The following is a 25,888-nucleotide window of genomic DNA, read 5'->3' as shown; positions in this document are numbered from 1 at the left end:
GCGCCTCAGGCGGCGATCAGCGGTCGTCGGTGCTCGGGTATCAGCGGAAAACGATTGCCCACGGTATACACGAACTTCGCCAGTGCCGGCAGATGATGACCGACGATCGGGATGCCGGTGTTCAGCAGACTGACCGAAATATCACGGGCCGCATCCGCCCAACACAGCTTGTTGATCAGACCCACGTGACCGAAAGCAAACCGGCTGTTCTGACCCCAGAGGCCCACCGGATTACCGCCCAGCATCATGCCGGCACTGAAGCGCATGGGTATCATCATGGTGCGGTCTATCTGCAGGGAACCAAACTGTTGAATGGCCCGGCGGATGGTGATTTCGCTGCAGATTCGACGGCCGTTCCAGAGCCCGCCATTCAGCATCATCTGGAAGAACCGGCCCATTTCCTCGGCGGTTCCGCAAAGATTTCCCGCCGGGATCACCGCTTCCTGGAACCGCGGGTCATTGGTAACCCGCTCGACTGTCCGGATATCGCCACCCAGCGCACGGTTAACAACCCAGGAAACGGGGAAACGCGGCGTTGGTCCAGTGGCGTAATTGCAGGCCAACTCATCGAGATGTTCCGGGGCAATGCCATAGGTAAACCATTTCATGCCCATGGGCCGACGCAAATGCTTGTCGAGGTATTTTTCAATGGTGTCGCCCGTGACGCGTTCCAGTACCCGCTGCAGGACAAAACCGCCGGTGATGGCGTGATAAGCCACTTTGGCGCCATCCACCTCCACCGGTCGTGCAGCACAGAGCAGACGCCAGATTTCATCGTTATCCCACAGCACATCAATCGGCGTTTCCCGCGGAATGGCGGGAATACCACCCCGGTGAGAAAGAATCTGGTGAACGGTGATAGTCCTTTTTCCATTAGCCCCGAACTCCGGGCAGTAGTAGGACACGGGATCCATCAGGTTGACCAGGCCCTGTTCCGCCAGCATGTGCATAAGCAGTGCCGTCACCGCCTTGGAGGCGGAGAAGTAGCAGATGGGGGTATCAGTCGACATCGGAACCTTGGCGGCGTCGCGCGGGTCATGGGGGCCATTGCCACTGGCATGGCCAATCGCCCGGTGCAGAACCTGCTCACCCTTGTGGCGGATGGAAATCTGGATACCCGGGTGCACGCCGGTCCGGTAAAGGCTCTGGACGCTATGCCACAGGGCATCAACGGTTTCCTGGCTGACACCGGCCGCAGCCGGGTTTTCACCGGCATCATCCCGAAAGGTAACGGATTCGAGATCCTCGGGAATCTGACTGCTATGGAGGGCACGGCGGGCAAGTCGGTTCATCGGCTCAAACCTTTTTCAGTACGATTGTTGTTTTTCTATGTTCAAGAGAACCGGCCCGGTCCACATTGGCCGGGCCGCAGCAAGGCGTACGTCACCTCCTCCACCTGCCAGGACACGAGTCTCACTACTGATTATGGACCTGGTCGTGCAGGTGCGCCATGGCGACACAGTTGCGGCCCCTATCCTTTGCCAGATACATGGCTTTGTCGGCGGCGGCACAGAGTGTCGAAGCAGTCTGCCCGTGATCCGGGTAGACCGCAACGCCCACGCTGATGGTCAGGGGCACCGCCTCGCCATTCCCCAACGGCTGCGGCTCTTCCGCCACTTTGCGCCGCAAACGCTCGGCCGTTTCCTGGGCCTCCTCCAGATCCATTTCAGGCAAAACAATCACGAACTCCTCGCCGCCAAACCGACCGATGGAATCGACGCTGCGGACGCTACCCAGCAACAGGCGGCTGATACCCCTGAGAACCGAGTCACCTGCAGCATGGCCGTAGGTGTCATTCACATCCTTGAAATGGTCGAAATCCACCCAGAGCACCGCCATGGGTCGCTGGTAACGTCGGGCTCTCTGAAGCTCCTCATCCAGCACCCGGGACATTTCCCGCCTGTTCAGAAGCCCCGTCAGGGGATCCCGAGTGGCCATTTGTTCAAGCTCTGTCTCCAGCACTTTGCGGTCAGAAATGTCCAGAATGATGCCTTCAAGGTGGAGCGAACCATCTTCCTCCTGAACGCCTCGTCCCCGCTCCCAGACCCAGATACGACTGCCGTCTTTTCGGGTGACCTCATATTCCAGAGAAAACGATTCTTCTTTTTCGAGGGCCACTCTGACTTGCTCGAACAATTGCTGATTGGAGGCTTCGCTGACCAGCGCCGCATAACTGGTGACGCGGTTATTGACCAACTCGTCCGGTTCATAACCAGTCAACTTGATACATCCCTGGGAGACAAATCTCATCGTCCAGTCGGGATCATACAGGCAGCGATAGGCCATGCCCGGAAGGTTGTCCATCAGGATCTGGAGCTGACGCTCGCGCTCACGGAGTGCTTGCCGTTGTCTGTGTTGGAGACTGAGCAGAGCCCGATCCTTGGTGAGTTGGCGGAGCAACACAGAAAACAGAATTACCCCGGTTATCAGCACAAAGAAAGAGCCTTTCCAGGTCTGGATAAGGGAGAGAGTTTCTGGGTCAGGAAACCAGGTCTCTGCAAGGGTGTCGGAAAACGCAATCCAGGCAAAACCGGCGATCAGATAGACCAGCGCAGCCCAACCAGCGCGCCGCAAGGGTGTGCGGTTATCGTTCAAGCTTTTCATTCCCTGAGATTTCGACGACGAAGGCTCCATGGATACAGCCATCGATGTTTGAATACTTACAATGTACGAAAAATAGTCATAACGGGGCTTTAAGTCGAGCGTCAAATGTCATGCCCGGTAAAATCCAACCGGGAATCGGGTTTTGCGGCCACGCCTGAAAGTTGTTGTGATGCCGCTTAGGTGCTTTAATTCCCGGTTTCTGCCGTCTTTCAGGAGCCGAGCATGACGCCTGGCATCAACGCTGCGCGCAAAGCCGCTGTACCCCACACCATCCATGAGTACGACCACGACCCGGCCAGCGAGAGCTATGGCACCGAGGCCGCCGAGAAAACCGGAGTGGATCCCGCCCGGGTCTTCAAGACACTGGTTGTGGCCGTCGACGGCAGGGAACTGGTGGTTGCCATTGTGCCGGTGACCACCATGCTCAATATGAAACTCATTGCCCGGGCGGCTCAGGGTAAAAAAGCCGCCATGGCTGACAAACAGGCGGTTGAACGAACAACCGGCTATGTCCTGGGTGGAGTCAGCCCCCTTGGACAGAAGAAAAAGCTGAAAACCTTTATCGACGACTCAGCCCCGGGCTTCGAGACCATTTTCGTGAGTGCCGGGCGACGCGGCCTGGAGATTGAGCTCGCGCCCCGGGACCTGGCAGCACTGGTAAACGGCGGCTTTTTCCCACTCCATCAGGAGTAAGCCTTGAATCACGCCATTGACCTCCTTCTGATTGGCGGGATCATGCTCCTCGCACTCGGCGCTCATACGCTGGGCCAAAGGGTTCATGTCCCACGGGTGACCCTGCTTTTGCTTGTCGGTGCGCTTGCAGGCCCCTCACTGCTGGATATCATTCCGGTTCGAGTCAGTGACAACTTTCCGCTGGTAACCGAACTGACTCTGGCCATGGTTGGCTTTCTGCTAGGCGAGCGGATGTCGATGCGGGACCTTAAAGATGGTCGGGAAGCGATTATCGTGAGCCTCGCAGTCACTCTGATCACTGCTTTGATGATTTTCGTTGTTGTCTGGCTGGTCACCCACAATCTGACAGCCTCTCTGTTACTGGCCGCCATCGCCACGGCAACGGATCCCGCTGCGACACTGGATGTAATGCGTGAGGCTGGATCGAGAGGGCCACTAACGCGAGTTGTGGCGCAGGTTGTCGCCATCGACGATGCCTGGGGGGCCATACTCTTCAGTATTCTCCTGGTCTTCGCGGAACTGGTGTCCGGTAATGGGTCGGCGATTGTCGAATCGATCGGATTCGGTATCTATGAAGTGGTGGGCGCCATCATTCTGGGTGTTCTCCTTGGCCTGCCCATGGCCTGGATGACCGGGCGGCTCAAGCCAGGGGAACCCATGCTGCTGGAATCCGCCGGCTTTGTTTTTCTCGCGGCAGGTATAGCGGGGGCCTTGGAACTGTCCTACCTGCTCACCTGTATGGCACTGGGCGTTACCGTCGCAAACCGGGCCCACCATCACGTACGACCTTTCCGCTCTATCGAGGGGATCATCGAGCCGTTTCTGGCAACGTTCTTTTTTCTTGCCGGCTTCAGCCTTGAGTGGGACTTGCTGCCCACGCTGGGCCTGCTTGGTGGTGCGTACGTCACCGCACGGATCGCCGGACGGATACTCGGTGGCGCCATGGGCGGTCAGCTTGCCCATTCCGACCACGCGGTCAAACTGCGCAACGGTGCCTGCCTTCTGCCCCAGGCCGGCGTGGCCATGGGCCTGGCACTGGTGGCCACAGACCGGCTGCCGGAAGTCGCCTTTATTCTGCCTCTGATCATCGGTTCCACCGTTTTCTTCGAGCTGATTGGCCCGCCCATCACGATGTATAACCTCAAGCGAGCCGGAGAAACCGGAAGAGGTTACGAGGAGCCCGCCGACGAGGACTGAGGCCGGCACAAAAAAACCGGAGAACCCGCCAGGGTTGTCCGGTTTTTTGAGGGCATCCGGCTGTTAAACCGGATGCTTACAGGCTGACTTACTTCACGGATGCACGGGCATCTTCGAGAATCCGGTTCAGCGTGGCGCTCGGCTGCATCACTTCGCAGACCTTCTCCATCGGCGGGTGGTAGTAGCCACCGATATCCGCCGGGTTGCCCTGAACCACCGTCATCTCTTCCAGGATCTTGTCCTTGTTCTCTTCCAGCTGTGAAGACAGCTTGGTAAAGAACTCCTTCAGCTCCTTGTCGCTATCCTGGTTGGCCAGCTCTTCTGCCCAGTAACGGGCGAGGTGGAAGTGGGAGCCACGGTTGTCGAGCTCGCCGGTAACCCGGGACGGAGACTGGTTGTTTTCCAGCAGACGCTCGGTGGCCTTGTCCAGGGTCTGACCCAGCAGACGCGCGCGCTCGTTATTCTGTTTCTCGCCCAGCTCGTCCAGAGAGACCGCAGTGGCCAGGAACTCACCCAGGGAGTCCCAGCGCAGGTGGTTTTCCTGGATCAGCTGCTGCACGTGCTTGGGTGCGGAACCGCCGGCACCTGTCTCGTACAGGCCACCGCCGTTGAGCAGCGGAACGATGGACAGCATCTTGGCACTGGTACCCAGCTCGAGGATCGGGAACAGGTCGGTGAGGTAGTCACGCAGTACGTTACCGGTCACGGAGATGGTGTCGAGACCGCGAATCAGGCGCTCCATGGTCCAGCGGATGGCACGAACCGGGGACATGATGCGGATATCCAGACCTTCAGTGTCGTGATCCTTCAGATAGGTGTTCACTTTCTGGATCAGCTGGGCGTCGTGAGCACGCTCGTCGTCCAGCCAGAACACCGCCGGCATACCGGTGGCACGGGCACGGTTGACCGCCAGCTTGACCCAGTCACGGATCGGCAGGTCCTTGGTCTGGCATGCGCGCCAGATGTCGCCTTTCTCGACGTTGTGCTCGGTCAGCACGGTGCCGTCTTCGGCAACAACGCGAACGACACCGTCTTCCTTGATTTCAAAGGTCTTGTCGTGGGAGCCGTATTCTTCGGCCTTCTGCGCCATCAGACCAACGTTCGGCACGGTACCCATGGTGGTGGGATCGAAGGCACCGTGAGTCTTACAGAAGTTGATCACTTCCTGGTAGATGGTGGCGTAGGTGGACTCGGGCATAACCGCCTTGGTGTCCTTGAGCTTGTTGTCACGAGCCCACATCTTGCCGGAGTTACGGATCATCGCCGGCATGGAGGCATCAACAATCACGTCGCTCGGGACGTGCAGGTTGGTGATGCCCTTGACCGAATCCACCATGGCGATTTCCGGACGATGCTCGTAACAGGCGTGCAGATCTTCCTGGATCTGCTCCTGCTTGGATTCCGGCAGTTGCTTGATCTTCTCGACCACGCTGGACAGGCCGTTGTTCGGGTTCACGCCAATCTCGTCGAAGAGCTCACCGTACTTGTCGAACAGGTCCTTGTAGAAAACCTTCACCGCGTGACCGAACACGATCGGGTGGGAGATTTTCATCATGGTGGCTTTCACGTGCAGGGAGAACATGACACCGGTGTTCTCACAATCGGCAATGGCGTCCTCGAAGAACTTCACCAGCGCCTTCTTGCTCATGAACATGCCGTCCAGAACTTCGCCTTCCTGCAGCGGCAGGTCGGATTTCAGAACCGTCTGCTTACCCTGCTTGTTCTCGAACACGATGTTGGCTTTGGTCGCCTTGTCGAGAGTTACGGACTGCTCGCTGGAGTAAAAGTCACCACCGCGCATGTGGGCCACGTGGGTGCGTGAGGCCGGGCTCCACTCACCCATGGAATGCGGGTATTTGCGAGCAAAAGCCTTTACGGCAGTTGGCGCACGGCGGTCGGAGTTGCCTTCACGGAGCACCGGGTTAACGGCACTTCCCAGAGCCTTGGCGTAACGGGACTGGATTTCTTTCTCTTCGTCGGTTTCAGGATTCTCTTTGTATTCCGGAAGTTTGTATCCCTGCTCGTTCAGCTCTGTGATAGCAGCACGAAGCTGCGGAATAGAGGCTGAGATGTTCGGCAGTTTAATAATGTTGGCTTCCGGGTCCTTGGTATATTCACCCAGTTCGGCCAGGGCATCCGGAACCCGCTGATCTTCCTCCAGATAATCCGGGAAGTTCGCCAGAATACGCGCCGCGAGAGAGATGTCGCTAGTTTCGAATTCAATACCAGCCGGCTTGGCGTAGGTTTCCAGGATAGGAAGAAGCGACCGTGTTGCGAGGGCTGGCGCCTCGTCGGTCAGTGTGTAGACAATCTTGGCTTTGGATGATGTCATTTTCGTCCTCAGGCTAATGGGTGGGTTCAGGACGGTCATGGCGGGGTCAGGCGTCTTTTGAACGTCCGACCTGAGCAATGACTGATTAGGAACTTTTGATAGGGCTACTAAGATACCAGTTTTTCGTTAATTTTGGTTACGATCTTAGTATAAGAACGGACTAAAGATGCCTGATCTTCGGTTACAAGACGATGAAATGGCGGGAATTTACGAAACTTTCTAACATTGACTGGGTGGTGACGCGGGGCGGGTGAGGCCTTCCAAAACACGCTCCTGGCGGCACATTCCTGTGGCGCTTGGGCTCCGCCATCCCTGGCTCCGCACATTTTTGGAAGGCCTTACCCGCCCCGCTTATCTGACTGGTCAGTGGTATTCCACGGCTAATTTCGAGAAGCTATAAGGCCAGTTATTGTCAACAAAATCACCCGTAAACAGTAGGTCGGATTAGCCAAAAGCGTAATCCGACAACCACTCTCAGATTTCACACCTTCAATCGGGCAACAACCCAACCTCAGCCAACCGCTCCCGAATATGATCCAACGCCTCAGGATTCCCGAGAGCATCCCGATTATCCGCCTTCTTCGAACCATTGATCAGACGGGCCACTGCCAATTCCACCTTTTTGCCACTGCGGGTGTACGGAATGTCGTTCACCTCCACAATGTGCTTGGGCACGTGCCGTGGGCTGGCGCCTTCGCGGATTCGGCTCTTGAGCTGTTTCAGCAGGTCGTCGGTGATTTCCTGGCCGTCGGCCGGAACCACCAGCAAAACCACTTCCACGTCGCCGTCGATCTGGCGGCCGACGACGAGGCTGTCTTTGACCTCGGCCACGGTTTCGACCTGGCGGTAGATTTCCGCGGTACCGATTCGAACGCCGCCCGGGTTCAGGGTGGCGTCAGAGCGGCCATAGATGATCGCGCCGCCGTGTTCGGTGAACTCGATGAAATCACCGTGAGCCCATACGCCCGGGAAGGTGTTGAAGTAGGCGTCACGGTAGCGCTCGCCATCCGGATCCTGCCAGAAGCTGACGGGCATGGAAGGTAAGGGCTGGCGGCAAACCAGCTCGCCCCGGCCTTCGCTGACAGGCTGGCCATCGTCGCCGTAGGCGACAGCATCGACACCCAGGAAACGGCACTGGATTTCGCCACGACGAACAGGCAGAAGGGGTGTTGAGCCAACGAAGCAGCCGCAGATGTCCGTGCCCCCTGCAATGGAGCCAAGCAGGGCGTTGGGAGCGCCATCGCTGTAGACCCAGTCATAGTCTTCCGGCAACAGCGGTGAGCCGGTAGAAAACACGACTCGCAGCTTGCTCTGATCCAGGGTTTTTGCGGGCTTGAGCTCGCCTTTGCGGCAGCCGGCAATGAACCGGGCGCTGGTTCCGAAATGGGTGACCTTCTCTTCCGCCACGGTGTCCCACAGGAAGTTCAGGCTCGGGTAACCCGGAGAGCCATCAACGGTAATCACGGCGGCGCCGGTCATCAGCGCGGAGGCCTGCCAGTTCCACATCATCCAGCCACAGGTGGTGAAATACAGGAAGCGGTCTTCGGGACCAACGTCGCCGTGCAGCATCAGCTCCTTGGCGTGATTGACCAACAGGCCGGCATTGCCGTGCACGATGCACTTGGGCTTGCCCGTGGTGCCGGAGGAATACAGGATATACACCGGATGATCCGGCGGCAGCGGCGTAAACGAAGGTGCCGTGCCTTCGCCGGCGGCGAGGGCGCTTTCCCAGGTACTCACCAGATCGCCGGAAATCGGAGCCTCGTCTGGCAGTTGCTGGACACTGACAACCGCCTTGAGCGTTGGCAGGCCGGCAACAAGCTCGGCAAAATCCTGCTGGCGCGCAAACACCTTGCCACCGTAACCGTAGCCGTTCACGACGATCAGGGCCGAAGGTTCGATCTGGCCAAAGCGGTCAAGAATCGCGCCGATGCCGAAATCCGGTGACGCAGAACTCCAGATAGCGCCAAGACTTGTAGCGGCCAACATCCCCACCAGGGCTTCGTAGCCGTTGGTAACAACGCCGGCTACCCGGTCACCCTGTTTGATGCCTTTGTTGCGCAGGAAGGCTTCCAGGGCACCTGCATCAGCTTTCAGTTCGGCGTAGGTGCGACGCAGCACCGGACGGGTTTCGCAGTAGGCCACGACCGCTTCGCGATCGCGGTGCTCACCATCCGCGAGCCTCAGCAGGTTAGCGGCAAAGTTCAGCTTCATGCCGGGGAACCATTCGGCGCCCGGCATTTCACGTTTGCCCAGTACTTTTTCAGCCGGTGTATCGTAGACAAGGCCACAGTAATCCCAGACTTTCTGCCAGAAGGTTTCCAACTCATCAATGGACCACTGGTGCAGGGCATGGTAATCGGCAAAGGGACCGAAGCCCTGCTGCTCCAGCCAGGCCTTGAACTGGCCCATGCGGGAATTGGCCAGGGTGTCTTCCGACGGAGACCAGACTACTGGTGACTGTTCTTCATTGCTCATCCATATCTCCTGAATGTTACTGCATATGCCAGCCGTGACTGACCACGATGGACTGGCCAGTCAAAGCCGCAGACGGGAATGCAGCCAGATGAACGGCCAACTCTGCCACGTCTTCCAGGGTGGTGAATTCCCCGTCCACAGTGTTCTTGAGCATAACTTTACTGATCACTTCCTCTTCGGAAATGCCCAGCTCCTTGGCCTGTTCCGGAATCTGCTTGTCCACCAGGGGCGTGCGCACAAATCCGGGGCAGATGATGTTGCTTCGCACCCCGTGTTCCGCACCTTCCTTCGCCACTGCCCGACACAGCCCCAGCATGCCGTGTTTGGCCGCCACATATGGGGCTTTCAGGGGAGAGGCCTCCAGAGAGTGCACTGACCCCATATAGAGCATGGTGCCACCGCCACTCTCGTACATGTGTTTGAGGGCCGCGCGAGTCACCAGGAATGCGCCATCAAGATGCACATTCATGACTTTGCGCCAGTCGGCATAAGCAAGCTTGTGCACCGGATCAATGTGCTGGATGCCGGCGTTCGCGATGGCGATATCCAGACCACCCCACTGTTTAACCACATAGTTGACGTTTACGTCAACTGCATTTTCATCAGTCACATCCATTGCAAGGGCGATGGCGGTGCCGCCGGCCTGCTCGATGGCAGCTACGGTGTCCTGTGCCGCCTCGAGTGTCAGATCAGCCACAGCAACCTTGGCGCCTTCGCGGCCGTAAGCCTCGGCAATGGCCCGGCCGATGCCGCGGCCGGCACCGGTAATCAAAGCAATCCGGTTTTCCAGACGCATGGTTATTTTCTCCTTAATCGTAAGCCACGCTGGGCAGCCAGGTCGCGATTTCCGGTACCACGAACACAATAGCCAGTGCTGCCAGCTGAATAATGATGAACGGTATAACGCCACGGTAGATATCCGTCACCTTGATTTCCGGTGGCGCCACGCCCTTGATGTAGAACAACGCGAATCCGACCGGCGGCGTGAGGAAAGAGGTCTGCAGGCACATGGCAAACAGGATGGTGAACCACACCAGATCAAAACCGAGGTTTTGCACAACCGGCGCAACCAGCGGCAGGATGATCAGGGTGATTTCAACCCAGTCCAGGAAGAAGCCGAGCAGGAATACGCCGAAGAGAATGGTCAGAACCACGCCATAGGGACCGAACGGCAGACCCAACAGCGCGTCTTCGATCACCTGGTCGCCGCCCAGACCCCGCAGGACCACGGAGAACGCGGTCGCACCCAGGAAGATGGCAAAGATGAACGCGGCCGTGCGCGTCGTCTGCTGCATGGAAGAGTTAAGCACGTTCAGGTTCAGTCGACCGGACATCAGGGCCAGCAGCAGAGCGCCCAGCGCGCCCACACCGGAAGCCTCCGTTGGAGTCGCTATGCCGGCAAAGATGGAACCCAATACGCCCAGAATCAAGGCAGCGGTTGGCACTACCGCCTTTGCCACTTCCCAGACGATGGCCCAGCTCACTTTTTCGGTGCCCTCCGGCACCGGCGCAATGTTCGGCTGCAGCATCGGACGGATAATCGCGTAGGCCACGTACATGGCACCCAGCATGAGGCCTGGGAAGAAGGCGCCCATGAACAGGTCACCGACTGACGCCTCGGGAACCGCCAGGCGGTCAGCCATCAGAACCAGCATGATGGAGGGCGGAATCAGAATACCCAGGGTCCCGGTAGCACACGCCGTACCCACCGCAAAGCCCTTGTCGTACTTGTTCTCCATCATTACCGGCAGGGACAGCATGCCGAGGAGTACCACGGAAGCCCCGATGATACCGGTGGTCGCAGCTAACAGAACGCCGATAACAATGACGGTAACCGCATAGCCACCGCGAACGGCGCCAAACAGTTTGACCATGCTGTTCATCAATCGCTCGGCAACGCCGGACTGGTCAAGCATGATGCCCATGAATATGAACATGGGCAGGGCCACAAGGGTTTCGCTACTGACCACCTTCCAGATTCGCTCGGGCACAAGACCCATGGAAGATTGATAATCGAACCACAGATTGGCTCCAAAATTCTCAACGGCGACGACACCAACGACGGTCCAGATAACCGCGGTGCCACCCAATACCCACGCAACCGGATAGCCGGTCATCAGCAGTGCCCCGAAGGTGAGGAACATGCCGATTACAAATAGGGTTTCAAGCTCCATCAGGACGCATCCTCTTTCTTGGTCTCACCGGACTCGACCCGGATTGGCTTCGGAAAGCCGAAAAGCAAAGCGGTAACTTTCAGCAGACGGGACAGGGCCGCGACGATCAGGAGCCCGAAGGACAGCGCAAGGACGCCCTTGAGAATCCAGCGGTAAGGAAGGCCCGCCGGTGCCTGACTGGTCTCGCCCTGTTCCCAGGAGCTCAGGGCATAGGGAATCATTTCGTACACCGCCAACACCAAAAACGGCAACAACAGGAACACCAAACCAAACAGTTCAATCCACGCCTGGCCCTTCAGCGACAAGCGCTCATGGATAACATCCACCCGCACGTGATCATCGGTTACCAGGGTGTAGCCCAGCCCCAACAGCCAACCAGCGCCAGCGAGGTGCCACTGGACTTCTTCCAGGGTGACCGACCCCATACCAAAGGCATAGCGACCGACCACCGCGTAAATGATCACGCCTGTGACCACGAACCAGAGCCAGGATGCACTCCTGCCTATCGCAGAAATCACACCGTCCAAAACCTCGCTTAGCCGGGTGGTTGGAAACTCGGTGTGATGATGAATAAATTGACCGGCATCCGACGCCGATGCATGCACATCGGGTGGTGAGCCTTTATCAGACACTGTCATACAACAGTTCCTCGTTCAGAAAGCCTGCCGTGAAACAAGGATGGCCCCGCAGGGCCATCCAGACTAAATCGAAGAGCACCGGAATTGCGTCCGGTGCCCAGGGTCAGCCCCGAACCTTAGAGGTCCGCCGGAACGTAGGCGCGGGTATCCCACACCTTGTAGGATTCCATGAACTCCTGCTGGCTTTCGTAAACACGCTTGAAGTCAGCATCCTTGGAGGCTTCTTCTTCGAGCACTTCCTGCGTTACTTCCTTCAGCTTGAGCAGAACGTCGCGGGGGATCTGGTCGGCCTGAACGCCCTTGTCCTGGAACTCGGCCAGAACCTTGCCGTTCTTGTACTCACCCTCGGCCAGACCACGAGTGGTTGCCGCGGTGCAGGAAGCCTCAACCAGCGCCTTCTGTGCCTCGGTGGCTCGTGCCCACTCGTCCTTGTTGATCAGCATGTACTGGGCTGTGAACTGCTGGTGCCAGCCCGGGAACAGGTTGTACTTGACCACCTGGTTAAAGCCGAGGATCTGGTCGATGGCGGGCATGGAGAATTCGGTAGCATCAATGGTGCCCTTTTCCAGCGCCTGGTAAAGCTCGCCGCCCGGCATCATGGTGACAGAGGCGCCCAGTTTCTCGAGAACCTTACCACCCAGGCCGGCGAAGCGGATCTTCAGGCCTTTGTAGTCTTCCAGTGTTTTGATGGGCTCGGAATACCAACCAGCTGTCTCGGGCCCAATGATGCCGCACAGTTGTGCGTGAACGTTGAAGCCCTTGTTGGCATAGGTTTCCTGCAGCATTTCATGACCGCCACCGTAGTAGTACCAGCCGATGTAGGCAGGGGGCTTCATGCCGAAGGGAACAGCGGCGAACAGGGGAATTGCAGGCACTTTACCCTGGTCGTAACCGATCCAGGTGTACCCGGCTGAAACCTTGCCGTCTGAAACAGACTGCAGGATATCGAACGGCGGAACCAGCTTGCCGGGCTCATAAACACGGACCTGGATGCTGCCACTAGAAGCGGTAGTGAGGTTGTCTGCAACCCAGGCGGCGGGAGAACCGAGGCCCGGGAGGTTGGTAGCGAAGGCTACGGGCATTTTCCAGCGCAGATCGTCTGCAAACGCGGAGCCCGTGGTAAGAGCGATCGCACCGGCCACACCGGTGAGAGCCTTGAGAAGTTTCATTGGCAAGTCTCCTAACTTTGTTATTGTATCTGGCCTGGCGCGCATAGCCGGGGCCTGATCTGAGTATAGTCAGAGAATGCAGGAACAGACGGACAGGGTTAATCATGGGGGTCCAACAGTTCGCGTCAGTCTTGTTCTCTACATTGTTCTGACGTCCTGCACTTCGGATATAGCAGGCTCCATGCCAGATTAACTTTATCTATACTTTTCAGAATGTTAAGAATTCGTGCGCGAATCGATCGAGCAAAGAATGTCCGGATACCAGGACAGTCTTAGACATCAGTCGTAAGGGATTGTACGGATGAACAGACAGTCGTCCGGATTTCAGGACAGCCTGGCCAGTTTCTCGTAAAGAACGGATCGGGATATGCCCAACAGCTTGGCAGCCCGGGTGCGGTTGCCACGGCTTGCCACCAGGGCTTCTTCGATGGCCTGGGCCTCTGCCTCAGCAAGAGTCTGGGACAACGGCCTGACCGGTTGCGGCGCAAGAGAAGACACCGGGCGCGTCCCGGCTCGGGGCAACACCTTGAAAATCGCGTCGGCATCGAGCAAGCCACCTTCCTCGCCCATGGTCATTGCCCGCTCGAGAACGTTGCGCAACTCACGGATATTGCCCGGCCAGTCATAACTGCCCAGCGCCGAGACGCCAGCATCCGTAATCTCACCGCGCAACTCCAGACCCTCGCAGATCTCTTCAAGAAGGGCTTCGCAGAGCACACCGAGATCCGCCAGCCGATCCCTCAAAGGTGGGATGGGGATTTCCAGGACATTAAGGCGGTAATAAAGATCGGAGCGGAAAGTACCTTCGGAGATCATGACCTCAAGATTTCGGCTGGTGGCAGCAATAACCCGAACATCCACCGAAACCACCTTGTTGGAGCCCAGCGGTTCAATCTCTCCCTCTTGCAGGGCCCGCAGCAGCTTGGCCTGCAGCGGCAACGGCATGTCACCCACTTCGTCGAGAAACAGGGTGCCACCGTTAGCCAGTTGAAACTTTCCTTCCCGGGTGCGGCGATCGGCACCGGTGTAGGCGCCGGGTGCGACGCCAAAAAACTCGGCCTCAAGGAGGTTGTCCGGAATGGCGGCCACGTTCACTCCCACGAACGGTTTCTCCGCACGTCCCGAGACCGTATGAATCGCCTGGGCGAGCACTTCCTTGCCGGTGCCTGTCTCACCGAGCAATAGAACCGGCATGTCGCGACCGGCCGCCAAACGCGCACGACGCTTGACCTCCAGCGCCGCCGGACTGGCACCAACAAAATCACCGAGGCTATAGCGAGTACCCCGCGCCTTTTTCGCCAGCGCCTTGCGCGCAGCCGCCAGATCCTGGTGGAGCCGACGGTATTTCGACACCAGTGGCGTCAGGGGCTGAAGGTCGTCGTAAAGTACAAAGGCCACGGCACCGACGATTTTTCCGTTGTCGTCGTAGTACGGCAGGCGCGTTACCACCAACTGTTGCTGGTTGTGCTCCATGATGTCCAGCAGCAGGGGTTTACCGGTTTCAACCACCTCGGGCATTCGGGTGTGAGGGATCAGCTCGCGCACCGGTTTGCCGATGATTGTGGACGGATCGCCCAGGCCAAGAAGATGGGAATAGCTGCTGTTAATCCAGGTAATCCGTGCATCGCAGTCCACGGCGATGGCACCGGCGCTGGCTTCCTCGAACATGGGAAACAGGGCTTCGATCAGGTCTCTGGTCAGGCCACTTTTATTGTTGTCAGAAAACAGCTGTGTCATGTACCGCGCACCAACGGGTCGAATGTCATTCATTTGGATAACCCTCGCACCCGACAGGCCGGATGCAGTGACGGAAGTATATGGGGCCCCCGGACCGGGGGCAAACGAAGCCGGCCCCGCAACGGGCCGGCGTGTATCACACTTATTCCGGGATCCGCACCTGGTCGTCAGTGAAGACAATAAGGTCCGCGGCGTCCGGCGCGGGATTGATCGCCGGCAGGTTGGCCTCCGCCAGTGGGGTAGTAATAGCGCCGCGCGGCACAGTCCGCACCACCTGACTCGGCGGTAACGCCTGCTTTTCAGTCAGATTCGCCCAGACCAGGTCCAGCGCCTGGAAATAATAGTGGTGCAACGGCACATACCGGTCAGCAACGCCCGGGAACCCATTAAGTACGTCCAGATGATGCGCGTTCAGGATTTCGTAGTACCGCAGGTTGCTTTTCTTTCCTTCCACTCGCTGGTTCAGGCCAAAATAGGGCCGGGAGGTGTGGTTGATGGGTAGAATCGCATCGGCACGGCCGGTCACGAAAACCGTCGGCTTGCCCTGCAGATCACCCGAGGCACGGACTTCGGCGATACCCTCGGCAATAGCCGTTGCCAGCTCGGCGTCAGAGCCCTGCAGATCAGCTCCGCTGACGGCGTCCCTGCCCTGGGCAAGGCTACGAAGGCACAACAGTGCATCCAGGCCATAGTCCAATTGGTTGGTACTTGGTGAAGCACTGGCAGGCAGATTGGTGGGCTGACCATCGGCACCATCGTAGACGATGTTTACCCCGGCCGACGGCGGAATGCCATTGCTGGCCGAAAACAGTGCCGCCTCTGCAGCGGGCGCCAACTGGGTCACGGCTCCGGCGGAATCGGTTGCCGCCAGACTGAGCTCACAGACACGATCCTCGACACCGGCGCGACCATAAGCATTGGCATAGGTCATGGAAATACTCTGGGCTACGGCGAGCCCGAAGTGCACCGGCGCCAGCAGATTCTGCTCCGGCTGAATACCAAAGTCCTCGTTCAGGATGCGCAGCGCGTCTGTGGCTCGGTCATCCAGAGTGGCGCCACTCACCAGACCCTTGTTGGCAAGGGAGTTACAGATATTCTCGCCGATTGCAGGGGGATTGAAGGTGGCGTTCAAAGGCGCATCGTCCCGGATCGCCGGCGCCTGGTTGGCACAGCCCTGATAGACGGCAAGGGCCGTGGTGTAATCCAGCAGGCTGCGGCTGTGCTCGGTAATCTCCGGGCCCTCGCCCTGGCGTATGGTGAAGCTTCGGTCCACCTGCGGGTTCACGTTGGGCTCGGACACCGCCACGCCATCGATAAGGCCCTTCGTATCCTGCTCGGCTGCACGGACGGAAGAACCACCACCGTTGGAGACACTGGAGGCAATGACCACGGTGTTTTTGGGTTTGATGGTCAGCAGCGTTTCGCCGTTGCCCAGCTCACGGCCAAACTTCTCGTTCAGCACGTAAAACCCGAATTCGATGGACTGCAGTACATGCTGGCCCCAGTCGGCTTCCGGATTGGCTCTGGAGTGAGCGTGCTTCCAGGCAAACCGATCCGGCCAGGCGCTGTCGAAATCCGCTCGCTGCCCATCGGTCAGGTCGGCCCGGAACTGCACTGGTTCGACATCGGAGGTTAGCGTGCCATCAATCCGCTGGGCGGTGTTTGTAGCCAGGTTATGGGAACCGGTGCCTGTGCCCTTGTCGGTGTATACGACAGCACACCCCTTTTTCAGGCCCCACTCGCCGGCCGTACCGATAGCACCGTAGATGCCCCGGGAGCCGGAGGACGGCGCGGTGACCATGCAGGGTCGATCCGGGTCAAAGCTATCGGGCACCTGGGCCATCACCGTAACCTGCACGTCGGTTCCGGGCACAGACATGTAGGCAATGAATTCGTCACCCGCAATCAGGCCTTCACCGCTTGCGTTAACCTGCGGACCGAAGAAGGTTCCATAACCGCCTCCGGGGGCGGTATCCACCAGTGCGCGGTAGTTGTTATAGATCGCCAACCGTCGGAGTTCTTCAGCGGTAGGGTTCAAAGGGTCTGCGAATGCAGGCCCGGGCGCACTGGCCAGACCGCTGGCACCCAGGCCCGCAGTAAGCAGGTCATCAGTAATACCGTCGTAGCTGGTCTGACTGATATCGCCCTGAATGAAATCGGGGATTTCGTTAAACGGAGGATTATCCTTGCAGGCTGAGAGGGTCAACCCCGTGGCGCCGATCAGGGCGCAGAGCATTATTCGTTTCATGATCGTTCCTTGTTTGTTGTTGTAAACGAACAGACCAGGCCGCAAGCCGGGCCCCGGGAACGCCATGCGCATCCTGTGCCAATTGGCTATGTCTATGATTTATAAATATTAAATTTACCTCTTACTTAAACTTTAATGAATAATTCCGGATTTCCGGACAGCCCCGGGGCCGGCAATCATCGAAAAACACCTCCATTGCGAGCCTTGCAGAGATTGTCCTTGAAACCGGACACTGTACTGAATGTCGGACAATGGAGTCTGGGTGAGGCAATCCGAGCCGTATCGACATCCATCAATATCAGCCTGTCGTAACTTTGGTGTGAAACTTCAATTCGCCTGAAAAAGGAGAGCCCAGTGCCCGGTTACCGAACAGGGGGCAGACGGGGTGGGTTGGTCGGCGTGATTGGCAGCCTGCTGTTGCTGGCCGGATGCGCGACCCACCACAATGCACCAGAGAACGCGGCCTTGCCGGGAGAACAATCCTTTCAGGTAGAGCGCAATTTAGAGTTCTCCCCCGATAACTGGCCACAACGACTGTTCGCCGACCTTTACCTGCCCGAGAACGGGGCCTCAGGGCATCGCCATCCGGTGGTCCTGATGGTTCACGGGGGTGGCTGGCAACGACGGTCCCGTGAAGACATGGCCTGGATCGCGGAAGAAGTGGCCAACCACGGTTTCGCGGTGCTGAACATCGACTACCGGTTTGCACCGGAATACACCTTCCCGGCGCAGCTGCATGATCTCCAGCTCGCCCGCCAGTGGTTGAACGAGCATGCCGACAAATACCACCTCGACCGCAAGCAAGTCAGCGGTTTCGGGTTTTCATCCGGTGCCCATCTGATTACCCTGCTGGCCCTGGTGGCAAGCTCCGACAGCGAGCTGAACCAGCCGTACGGCGGGCCGGAGTCCCGGCTGCACGCTGTTGTCGCCGGCGGCTTACCGTCTGACCTCATGGCGTTCGGTTCAGGCAAGCTGATCCGGCAGTTCCTCGGTGGCGAGCAGCAGGCGATGCTGGACACCTATCGCAGTGCCTCACCGATCAGTCACGTGACCGCCAACGCACCGCCCTTCTTCCTCTTTCACGGCGCCGTGGACATGCTTGTGCCCTTCAGCCAGGCCGAACGTTTCCGGGACGCTCTCGCAAGTCATCAGGTATACAGCGAACTCTATGAAATGCATCTGCGAGGACATGTCACCAGCTTTCTCACAGCCGGCGATGCGGTTGACGAGGCAATCGCATTCCTCGACCGAAAGAACAGCGACTGATTGCCGGGTCGCTATCCGATCCGGATGAACGGCAGCAGACTCAGGCCCATGATCACCAGAATGGCCATGCAGGCCGCCAGAGTCCGGATTGGCCTCTGCCTGAGCATGAACCAGAAACCGCCGGATTCGCCCCGGGCCAGGTGCTCCTCGTAGGCCTGTCGCTGGGTTTCATAGCGTTGCCGCTGATACTCATCCAGCAGCGCCCTGGCCCTGGCCGCCTCATCGTCGTCGTGCACCCAGAAACCGCCCATGCTGATGCCCCAGCGGCTTGGTGGCGTCTCGTAATAGGCTACCTCATGGGCATCAAACAGGGCCCGGATTTCCTCGGCCTCGTCATCGGGTACATGGCGCAGGTTCATCAGATGGTGGGGCATGGACTCTCGTTGTCTGGTATCAGGTGCGGGTATCCCTATATCCTAGCACTAAAGCCCGACGGGGCCCGACAGCCCGAATTCGACACCGGAACCCTGAATGACCGACAACCCCCTCCGATTGCTGCTGGAGTTTGACAGCCAGGCGCAACGGGACAGATCACAGCCGCCTACCTTCCTGCATCGACGCGACCGCAAGTTCGCTCTCGTCTGTGAAGAGCAGGGCGAGGCCCCGGACGCGGCCCGCTGGCTCGCCCACCTGAACCGCCTCAGCGGTCCCCGGACAACCCCGACATCCGCGGACCGGACACTGGCATCGTGGCGCCGGATCAACGGTGGTTTTGCACTGTCAGGCGCGGTCGCGGGCACGCTGGCGATGGCCGGGCTGCTGTTCTATGACGGCGGCCAGCGCATCAACATCACGGTTTTCCTGGCGTTCGTGTTGCTGCACCTGATATTTGCCCTGTTCACCACCGTGCAGGCCATGGCCGGATGGCAGCCCTGGCGCTGGTTGGCGCACCGATTTGGGGTCAACCCGGGAGATGGCGCCTTCACCAGGCTTCAGCCTGTCCTGATGGCCAGAGCGGCTCACCTGGGCGGCATTGCGTTCGCCATCGCAGGGCTGTTTACCTTGCTGGCCATGGTCGTCTTGCAGGACCTCGCCTTCGGCTGGAGCACCACGCTGGACACTGCCGCCACCAGCTATCACGGATTGGTCAAGGCCATTGCGACGCCCTGGGCCTGGCTCTGGCCTGCCGCGGCCCCGGATCTTGCGCTGGTCGAGGCGACGCGTTTTTTCCGGGCCGGCAACCCAACGGCAAGTCCTGACCCGGCCCTCTGGGGCCTGTGGTGGCCGTTTGTGGCCATGATGTGGGCAACCTGGGTTCTTCTGCCAAGGGTAATTCTCTGGGCGTGTGCGTCCGTGCAGGCCCGGCAAAAAGCCCGGCGCCTGCTCACCAGCCATCCAGCCATGCACGCCCTGCTGTATCGCATGGAAACATCCGCCCTGGACACTGGCAACAGCCATCATGACGCCGACGATCTGCCGGACACCGACACTCGAGGCAACCTGCTACCACTGCCCGACAGCGACATTCTCTTGTGTTGGGCCGGCGCCGGTGAACCGGAATTGCCAGAGTCGCTTCGGTCAGGCAAGCAGCTCGTGCTTAAGGCCGGCGGCAGCGCCAGCCTTTCGGACGATGATCAGGCCCTGCACCGGATCGCCGAGCATCTGAAAAACCGCGCCAGGGCAGTCATCCTGCTGGTTCGCTGCTGGCAACCCCCGACCGGCGAGCTTCAGGACTTCCTCGCGGCCGCCCGGGACATCTGGCCCGACAACGCCAGGGTCGCGCTGGTGCCACTGGCCACGGACAGCAATCAGCAACCCGATGCCCACCAGATCCAGCCCTGGCTGCGATTTGCCGAAAGGTTGGGCAGCGAGTTTGTCCAGGTGTCTCTGCCCCCATTCCAGATGCGGGATCCCTACACAGCCATCGGGGACGGGTCATGACTCAGATACCCACGTTTGCGGTCGTCGGACACCCGAACAAGGGTAAATCCAGCGTGGTGGCGACCCTGTCCCAGAACGATGCCATTGCCATTGCCCTGGAACCCGGCACGACACGCAGGCATCAGGCTTACCCGCTGAAGGTGGACGGCCAGACCCTCTACACTCTGGTCGACACGCCCGGATTCCAGCGGCCGAGACGGGTAATGGAGTGGCTGGAAGCCCACAGCGTCTCCGCCTCGGATCACGCAGACACCGTCAAAGCCTTTGTGGCACAGCATGAGGGGGACGGCCGATTCACCGATGAATGTGAGCTTCTCAGACCGCTGATTGAAGGCGCCGGGATCATCTACGTGGTGGACGGCTCGGTGCCCTACAGCGCAGAGCACGAGGCAGAAATGACCATCCTGCGCTGGACTGGCCGTCCGAGCCTGGCCCTGATCAACAGCATCGGTGCCGACGACTACAGTGATACCTGGCAGGCCGCGCTGGGCCAGTTCTTTCAGGTTGTTCGCCGTTTCGACGCCGTTCGCGCCCCATTCGAGCAACATCTGGGCCTTTTACGGGCTTTCGGACAATTGGAGCCGGACTGGGAAACACCACTGGAACAGGCCACTCACTACCTGTCCGCCCAGCGGCAGCAGCGCCGCCATCAGGCCGCAGTACTGATCGCCGGGACGCTTGAGAGCATGATGTCCTACCAGGAAAAACGGACGCTTACCGCCGGCCAGGCTGCAGAAACCAGTGACGGCTCCCTGGCCGAACAGCTGCGGGAACGTTGGTATCGTCACCAGCGCAAGCGGGAACAGACCCTGCGCGTGGACATCGAACATCTTTATCAGCACCAGCGCATCCGTCGCCAGGAAGCCGAACTGGAGTGGCACAGCGAACACGACTTGTTTTCGGAAGACAGCCGCAAAGCCTGGGCGGTCAGCAAGCGCTACCTGGCCACCGCCGGCTTCGGCGCGGGCGCCGTCAGTGGCGCCGGAATCGACGCGCTGACCTTCGGCTCCTCCCTTGGAACCGGCGCTCTGGTGGGCGGTTTGATCGGTGCTGCCGGCAGCTATTTCTACGGCGATCGGCTGGCCCTGCCGGCCCTGAACATCGGCGTGCTCAGGGACGGATTGAAAACAGCCACCTTCGGTCCTGTACAGGACAGCCAGTTCGGCTATGTTGTATTGGGAAGGGCCGTGGATCACTGGTGGCATATCTCCCATCGGAATCACGCTGGTCGCGACCTGCTGGACCTTGAGCCAGCAGACCATCACTGGCTCGAGCGACTTGAAAAATCGAGCCGACAGGAAATTCAGAAAGCCTTCGACAAGTGCCGGAAACGGCGCCCCCTGGATGAACGCCAGCGGGAAAGATTCGCCACCTCGATCGAACAGGCCATGGCCGTTTACGACGATTGGCGGTTGAACCGCACCTGAAAGGGATGTTTATACTAAAAGGCTATTCCATCACACAATGAGGAATGCTCATGAAAATCGTACGAGTGCAAGACATTATCGGTACCGAGCGGGAAGTCACCGGACCAGGCTGGACAAGCCGCCGCATGCTGCTCAAGAAAGACGGCATGGGCTTTTCCTTCCACGAGACCATCATCCCTGCCGGGGCCGAGTTGAACCTCTGGTACAAGCATCACCTGGAAGCGGTCTACTGTGTTGCCGGCAACGGCAAGATCCTGGACAAGGCCACCGGTGAAACCCACGAGATCACTGACGGAACCCTGTACGCACTCGACAAGCATGACCAGCACACCCTGTACGGTGGCACGGAAGACATGCGACTGATCTGTGCCTTCAATCCACCGGTTACCGGCAGTGAAGTCCACGACGAAGACGGTGCCTATCTGCCGGACACCAGCGAAGACTGAATCGTCTTGCCCGTGGCTGAACACCAGGCCGCGACCACACCGCCACCGCCAGCGAAGCTGCTGCCGGTGGCGGTGTTGCTTTGGCTGGCAGGCGTTTACCTGCGGATACCGGTACTGGTCGCGCCGCCCCTGGCGCCGTTCATCAGCGACGAACTGGCACTCACCCAGGCACTCACCGGCGCCCTGACCACCCTCCCCATCCTGATGCTGGCCATCGGCTCCATGCCCGGCTCACTGGCCATTGCCCGGATTGGCCCCCGCAATACCCTGGCTCTGGCCATGGTGATCATGGTGATCGGCTCCGCCGGGCGCGGCCTGATGCCCGACACCCTGACCCTGATGATTGCCAGTGCCGTCATGGGCATCGGCGTTTCCATGATGCAACCATCACTGCCGGCACTACTGCCCCGGTGGCTGGAACCCCACCACCTCGCGTTAGGCTCGGCGATCTACATGAACGGCATGCTGATGGGTGAGTTCATAGGTGCCGGCATCACGCTGCCTGTGCTCATGCCCCTGCTGGACAACAGCTGGCGCGCCACCCTGGTGGCCTGGTCACTCCCGGCGCTGCTGGTTGCCGCAGCCCTGTTCCTGCCCAAACGGGACCGGGCCAAACCGGTGCGAAAAGTAGCCTGGCTACCGGACTGGCATAACCCCTTGACCCTGAGAATCGGTCTACTGCTCGGCCTCTCCGGCTCGCTGTTTTTTGGCCTCAACGCGTACATGGGCAACCTGCTGCAGCATCAGGGCCAGTTCGACAAACTGCCGGATGCCCTGTTCTGGTACAACCTTGCCCAGGTCTTCGCCTCCCTGATCATGCTGAAAATGGCGCGCTACTGGGTCGGGCGTCGTGGCGTCATCGCCACCCTGGCCAGCATCAGCCTGCTCGGCGCCATTGGCGCGGTCATGCTTACCGGCTGGTGGTCCATCGTCAGTGCCACCCTCATGAGCCTGGTCGCCGGCATGCTCCTGATCCTGCTCGTTGCGATCCCCCCGCTGGTGGTCTCCGCCGCCGAAACTGGCCGCCTCTCCGCCGGCACCTTCCTGGTCGGTTACACCGTCGCTTTTTGCGTGCCCATGCTTGGCGGTGTCGTCGCCGACTGGACCGGCGATGCCCGCCATGCCCTGATGCTGATGATCACCTACGGCCTGCTGGTCTTGCCCCTGGCCTTTACCCTGAACCTGGAACGAAAAAAAGACCAGCCCGAAAGCTGATCCTTCTCTGAATACCAAGTTTCCCTTCGCGGACTCCCCGTATCCAGCCGGAACGGTCGTGGGGCGGGGGTGTCTTTTCCGCCGGGAAAAAATGTCTGAGCAAAGCGAGTTGTTTTTCCCAGAGGAAAAGACACCCTCGCCCCGCGGCCAGACTCCGAACTAATACAGGGTCAGATGTAATAGTCCTTCAACGGAGGAAACCCGTTAAACTCAATGGCGCTGTACGTCGTTGTATAGGCTCCGGTAGACAGCCAATACATCCGATCCCCAATCGCCAGATTCAACGGCAACGGATACTTGTGATGCTCATACATGATATCGGCACTGTCACAGGTCGGCCCGGCAATCACACAATCCTCGCCTTCGCCCACCTTTTCCGTCCAGATCGGAAACTTGATCGCCTCATCCAGCGTCTCGATCAGGCCTGAAAACTTGCCGACATCGGTAAACACCCAGCGATGCAGGGCAGTACGGGATTTCCGGGAAATCAGAACCACCTCGCTCACCAGAACACCGGCGTTGGAAATCAGCGATCGGCCCGGCTCGATAATGATCTCCGGCAGCTCCGCACCAAAATCTTCGTGCAGGAAGCGGGCAATCTCCTCGGCGTACACCTTCAGCTCATTGGTGCGAGTGATGTAGTTGGCCGGGAAACCACCGCCCATGTTGATCATCTTAAGCTCGATACCGTCTTCTTCCTTCAGACGCTCGAAAATCACCTTCACCTTGTTCAGGGCCGCATCCCAGGCGCCAATCTCGCGCTGCTGGGAACCGACGTGAAACGACACGCCGTAGGGCACCAGACCCAGGTCACGGGCAAGGATCAGCAGGTCCATGGCCATGTCGGTCTGGCAGCCGAACTTGCGGGACAGCGGCCAGTCTGCCGTCAGGGTACCTTCGGTCAGGATACGCACATACACTTTCGAGCCCGGGGCCGCCTTGGCGATGTTGCGAAGGTCTGCCTCCGAGTCGGTGGCAAACATACGAACGCCTTTCTCGTAGAAGGTGCGAATGTCCTTCGCCTTCTTGATGGTATTGCCGTAGCTGATCCGCTCACCGGTCACACCCAGAGCCATCACCTTGTCCAGCTCGTACACCGACGCGATATCGAAAGAGGCACCCTTGTCGCGCAGCATAGTCAGGATCTGCGGGGCCGGGTTGGCTTTCACCGCGTAGTAAACCTTGGCGTAGGGGAAACCCTCGACCAGCTCGTCGTACTGACGGTCAATCGTTGCGGTATCGATCACCACAAACGGAGTTTCCTTGCCGTCGGCAAAGTCCTTGATGCGCTTGAACGTGTCAGCTTCGTAGTAATCGGCGATATTGGCGTTAGCGGCTTCGGTCATGGGTGGGGTGTCCCTCCACAGGGCAAACAGGCATAAAAAAAGGCACTACAGCAACGCTGCAGCACCCGTTAGATGGCGCGATCATCGGGCTTTTTTGACGGCCCGGATATGAGCATATCTACCCATAAGTAATGGGCGATATCGGCAACGCCACTGGCATGAATTCTGGCGGGAATTCCTAGACCGCCACCGGCCATATCGGCGGTGGTTCGGTGGGCCCGTCCGGGTCTTCCGGTTCGGTCTGTTCCCGCAGATAGCCAAGGATCGCTTCCTGAAGCTCCGTGCCCTGACCCAACCCCTTGTTTCCGAACAGCCGGTTGAATTCCAGTACGTAAGGGTGGCCATCCACCAGCGCAATATCAAAGCCGGCGTGATCAACACCCAGATCCCGGGCCAGCCGCAATGCCAGCGCCGTCATCGCCGGGGGAACCGGGCTGTTGTCGATGCGGCCACCTTGGGCCACATTGTTGTAGAAGCCCTGATCGGCCTGGGTTCGCCAGTAAGCCGTCAGCACCTGATCGCCAACCACAACAACTCGTGCATCCCGGTCCAGAGGCAGGTATTCCTGGGCATAGAGCACGTCGGTGCGTTCGCAGTAGCGGCGCCAGTCCTCACGGGATTCAATCAGCCAGACGCCTTCGCCCATGCTGGCCTTGGGGAGCTTTGCCACGAACGGATGCACCATGGCATCCCAGATCATGTCACGTTCCACCGGGCCGTTGGCCTCAATCATGGTCCAGGGCGTGTGTTCCGGGGCTACCGCCTGGAATGCACGGGTCATCTCTACCTTGTCGTGGCCGATTCGATAGCTGGCTTCGCTGGGAAACACCCGGCACTTGAGACCATGAACCAAGGCATTTAACTGCCAGTATTCGGGGAACAGGACCCAATCCGCTTCCCGCAACAGTTCTTTATGACGCAGAAACCGGTCCGGTTTGAGAACGGTGGTGTTGGGAAAGCTCAGGGTTCGAAAAATATCGAAGGAAACAAGGTGCATGGATACTGCGCACTCGGATTGAATTGCGCGTATTTTATAC

The 25,888-nt window shown here is 59.1% G+C and carries 20 protein-coding genes; 7 read left to right on the top strand and 13 right to left on the bottom strand.

Features of this window, described 5'->3' with window-relative positions; all coding sequences use genetic code 11:
• Window positions 1-5: 5 nt before the first annotated feature.
• On the bottom strand, window positions 6-1,292 hold the full coding sequence (locus J3362_RS12695; protein WP_349520144.1) for a serine hydrolase domain-containing protein: 1,287 nt from the start codon (window positions 1,290-1,292) through the stop codon (window positions 6-8).
• A gap of 124 nt (window positions 1,293-1,416) precedes the next feature.
• A complete protein-coding gene (locus J3362_RS12690; RefSeq protein WP_349520143.1) occupies window positions 1,417-2,604 on the bottom strand; it encodes a sensor domain-containing diguanylate cyclase in 1,188 nt (395 codons plus the stop codon).
• A gap of 222 nt (window positions 2,605-2,826) precedes the next feature.
• On the opposite strand from J3362_RS12690, the gene ybaK reads away from it, so the two are divergent.
• Together ybaK and J3362_RS12680 are read left to right on the top strand one after the other, a co-directional pair.
• Window positions 2,827-3,297 (top strand): Cys-tRNA(Pro) deacylase, encoded by a 471-nt coding sequence (ybaK, locus tag J3362_RS12685; protein WP_349520141.1) that lies wholly within the window; start codon window positions 2,827-2,829, stop codon window positions 3,295-3,297.
• 3 nt (window positions 3,298-3,300) lie between these two features.
• Entirely contained in the window at window positions 3,301-4,494 is a 1,194-nt protein-coding gene (locus J3362_RS12680; RefSeq protein ID WP_349520140.1) for a cation:proton antiporter, read from the top strand.
• Between the two features lie 88 nt (window positions 4,495-4,582).
• Here J3362_RS12680 and J3362_RS12675 read toward each other — a convergent pair whose 3' ends face one another.
• The 8 genes from J3362_RS12675 to J3362_RS12640 form a co-directional block, all read right to left on the bottom strand.
• Window positions 4,583-6,826 carry an NADP-dependent isocitrate dehydrogenase gene (locus J3362_RS12675; RefSeq protein ID WP_349520139.1) on the bottom strand — a complete coding sequence of 748 codons (2,244 nt, stop codon included), beginning with the start codon at window positions 6,824-6,826 and terminating at the stop codon, window positions 4,583-4,585.
• Between the two features lie 489 nt (window positions 6,827-7,315).
• Entirely contained in the window at window positions 7,316-9,304 is a 1,989-nt protein-coding gene (locus J3362_RS12670; RefSeq protein WP_349520138.1) for an acetoacetate--CoA ligase, read from the bottom strand.
• Between the two features lie 16 nt (window positions 9,305-9,320).
• Complete coding sequence (locus J3362_RS12665; protein WP_349520137.1) at window positions 9,321-10,100, bottom strand: 3-hydroxybutyrate dehydrogenase; 780 nt, start codon at window positions 10,098-10,100, stop codon at window positions 9,321-9,323.
• A gap of 13 nt (window positions 10,101-10,113) precedes the next feature.
• The gene (locus J3362_RS12660) at window positions 10,114-11,478 is read right to left on the bottom strand and encodes a TRAP transporter large permease (protein WP_349520136.1); all 1,365 of its coding nucleotides are present in this window, start codon (window positions 11,476-11,478) and stop codon (window positions 10,114-10,116) included.
• Window positions 11,478-12,116 carry a TRAP transporter small permease subunit gene (locus tag J3362_RS12655; RefSeq protein WP_349520134.1) on the bottom strand — a complete coding sequence of 213 codons (639 nt, stop codon included), beginning with the start codon at window positions 12,114-12,116 and terminating at the stop codon, window positions 11,478-11,480. Before J3362_RS12655 ends, J3362_RS12660 begins: the two co-directional genes overlap by 1 nt.
• 116 nt (window positions 12,117-12,232) lie before the next feature.
• A complete protein-coding gene (locus J3362_RS12650) occupies window positions 12,233-13,285 on the bottom strand; it encodes a TRAP transporter substrate-binding protein (protein WP_349520132.1) in 1,053 nt (350 codons plus the stop codon).
• Between the two features lie 324 nt (window positions 13,286-13,609).
• Entirely contained in the window at window positions 13,610-15,022 is a 1,413-nt protein-coding gene (locus J3362_RS12645) for a sigma-54 interaction domain-containing protein (protein WP_349520130.1), read from the bottom strand.
• 142 nt (window positions 15,023-15,164) lie between these two features.
• Window positions 15,165-17,270 carry a 3-hydroxybutyrate oligomer hydrolase family protein gene (locus J3362_RS12640; protein WP_349520129.1) on the bottom strand — a complete coding sequence of 702 codons (2,106 nt, stop codon included), beginning with the start codon at window positions 17,268-17,270 and terminating at the stop codon, window positions 15,165-15,167.
• Window positions 17,271-17,624: 354 nt separating this feature from the next.
• On the opposite strand from J3362_RS12640, the gene J3362_RS12635 reads away from it, so the two are divergent.
• Window positions 17,625-18,536, top strand: coding sequence for an alpha/beta fold hydrolase (locus J3362_RS12635; protein WP_349520128.1), 912 nt, complete (start codon window positions 17,625-17,627; stop codon window positions 18,534-18,536).
• A gap of 11 nt (window positions 18,537-18,547) precedes the next feature.
• Here J3362_RS12635 and J3362_RS12630 read toward each other — a convergent pair whose 3' ends face one another.
• Window positions 18,548-18,910 carry a DUF6164 family protein gene (locus tag J3362_RS12630; protein ID WP_349520127.1) on the bottom strand — a complete coding sequence of 121 codons (363 nt, stop codon included), beginning with the start codon at window positions 18,908-18,910 and terminating at the stop codon, window positions 18,548-18,550.
• Between the two features lie 97 nt (window positions 18,911-19,007).
• Between J3362_RS12630 and J3362_RS12625 the strand changes: the two genes are divergently transcribed.
• Genes J3362_RS12625 through J3362_RS12610 form a run of 4 tightly spaced genes read left to right on the top strand, consistent with a single transcriptional unit; the run spans window position 19,008 to window position 23,505 of the window.
• Window positions 19,008-20,417 carry a DUF2868 domain-containing protein gene (locus J3362_RS12625; protein ID WP_349520125.1) on the top strand — a complete coding sequence of 470 codons (1,410 nt, stop codon included), beginning with the start codon at window positions 19,008-19,010 and terminating at the stop codon, window positions 20,415-20,417.
• The gene (locus J3362_RS12620) at window positions 20,414-21,844 is read left to right on the top strand and encodes a GTPase/DUF3482 domain-containing protein (RefSeq protein ID WP_349520124.1); all 1,431 of its coding nucleotides are present in this window, start codon (window positions 20,414-20,416) and stop codon (window positions 21,842-21,844) included. The genes J3362_RS12625 and J3362_RS12620 overlap by 4 nt, the downstream gene beginning before the upstream one ends.
• Window positions 21,845-21,894: 50 nt before the next feature.
• A complete protein-coding gene (locus tag J3362_RS12615) occupies window positions 21,895-22,290 on the top strand; it encodes an ectoine synthase (protein WP_349520123.1) in 396 nt (131 codons plus the stop codon).
• Window positions 22,291-22,302: 12 nt separating this feature from the next.
• The gene (locus tag J3362_RS12610) at window positions 22,303-23,505 is read left to right on the top strand and encodes an MFS transporter (RefSeq protein ID WP_349520122.1); all 1,203 of its coding nucleotides are present in this window, start codon (window positions 22,303-22,305) and stop codon (window positions 23,503-23,505) included.
• A 170-nt stretch (window positions 23,506-23,675) separates the two neighbouring features.
• On the opposite strand, the gene J3362_RS12605 is transcribed toward J3362_RS12610, so the two are convergent.
• A complete protein-coding gene (locus tag J3362_RS12605; RefSeq protein WP_014578914.1) occupies window positions 23,676-24,851 on the bottom strand; it encodes a type III PLP-dependent enzyme in 1,176 nt (391 codons plus the stop codon).
• 178 nt (window positions 24,852-25,029) lie between these two features.
• Window positions 25,030-25,848 carry a hypothetical protein gene (locus J3362_RS12600; protein WP_349520120.1) on the bottom strand — a complete coding sequence of 273 codons (819 nt, stop codon included), beginning with the start codon at window positions 25,846-25,848 and terminating at the stop codon, window positions 25,030-25,032.
• Window positions 25,849-25,888: the final 40 nt, after the last annotated feature.

Origin of the sequence: Marinobacter sp. NFXS11, assembly GCF_040148675.1 — a bacterium.
In the GTDB taxonomy this organism is placed as follows: domain Bacteria; phylum Pseudomonadota; class Gammaproteobacteria; order Pseudomonadales; family Oleiphilaceae; genus Marinobacter.
The sequence above is the reverse complement of the archived record's forward strand: the minus strand, read 5'-3'. Positions and strand labels throughout refer to the sequence as shown.

Excerpts from the sequence above, each read along its gene's own strand:
- J3362_RS12695 (WP_349520144.1), bottom strand. The coding sequence starts at position 1,292 with ATGAACCGACTTGCCCGCCGTGCCCTCCATAGCAGTCAGATTCCCGAG.
- J3362_RS12690 (WP_349520143.1), bottom strand. The coding sequence starts at position 2,604 with ATGAAAAGCTTGAACGATAACCGCACACCCTTGCGGCGCGCTGGTTGG.
- ybaK (WP_349520141.1), top strand. The coding sequence starts at position 2,827 with ATGACGCCTGGCATCAACGCTGCGCGCAAAGCCGCTGTACCCCACACC.
- J3362_RS12675 (WP_349520139.1), bottom strand. The coding sequence starts at position 6,826 with ATGACATCATCCAAAGCCAAGATTGTCTACACACTGACCGACGAGGCG.
- J3362_RS12670 (WP_349520138.1), bottom strand. The coding sequence starts at position 9,304 with ATGAGCAATGAAGAACAGTCACCAGTAGTCTGGTCTCCGTCGGAAGAC.
- J3362_RS12665 (WP_349520137.1), bottom strand. The coding sequence starts at position 10,100 with ATGCGTCTGGAAAACCGGATTGCTTTGATTACCGGTGCCGGCCGCGGC.
- J3362_RS12660 (WP_349520136.1), bottom strand. The coding sequence starts at position 11,478 with ATGGAGCTTGAAACCCTATTTGTAATCGGCATGTTCCTCACCTTCGGG.
- J3362_RS12655 (WP_349520134.1), bottom strand. The coding sequence starts at position 12,116 with ATGACAGTGTCTGATAAAGGCTCACCACCCGATGTGCATGCATCGGCG.
- J3362_RS12650 (WP_349520132.1), bottom strand. The coding sequence starts at position 13,285 with ATGAAACTTCTCAAGGCTCTCACCGGTGTGGCCGGTGCGATCGCTCTT.
- J3362_RS12645 (WP_349520130.1), bottom strand. The coding sequence starts at position 15,022 with ATGACACAGCTGTTTTCTGACAACAATAAAAGTGGCCTGACCAGAGAC.
- J3362_RS12640 (WP_349520129.1), bottom strand. The coding sequence starts at position 17,270 with ATGAAACGAATAATGCTCTGCGCCCTGATCGGCGCCACGGGGTTGACC.
- J3362_RS12630 (WP_349520127.1), bottom strand. The coding sequence starts at position 18,910 with ATGCCCCACCATCTGATGAACCTGCGCCATGTACCCGATGACGAGGCC.
- J3362_RS12625 (WP_349520125.1), top strand. The coding sequence starts at position 19,008 with ATGACCGACAACCCCCTCCGATTGCTGCTGGAGTTTGACAGCCAGGCG.
- J3362_RS12620 (WP_349520124.1), top strand. The coding sequence starts at position 20,414 with ATGACTCAGATACCCACGTTTGCGGTCGTCGGACACCCGAACAAGGGT.
- J3362_RS12615 (WP_349520123.1), top strand. The coding sequence starts at position 21,895 with ATGAAAATCGTACGAGTGCAAGACATTATCGGTACCGAGCGGGAAGTC.
- J3362_RS12605 (WP_014578914.1), bottom strand. The coding sequence starts at position 24,851 with ATGACCGAAGCCGCTAACGCCAATATCGCCGATTACTACGAAGCTGAC.
- J3362_RS12600 (WP_349520120.1), bottom strand. The coding sequence starts at position 25,848 with ATGCACCTTGTTTCCTTCGATATTTTTCGAACCCTGAGCTTTCCCAAC.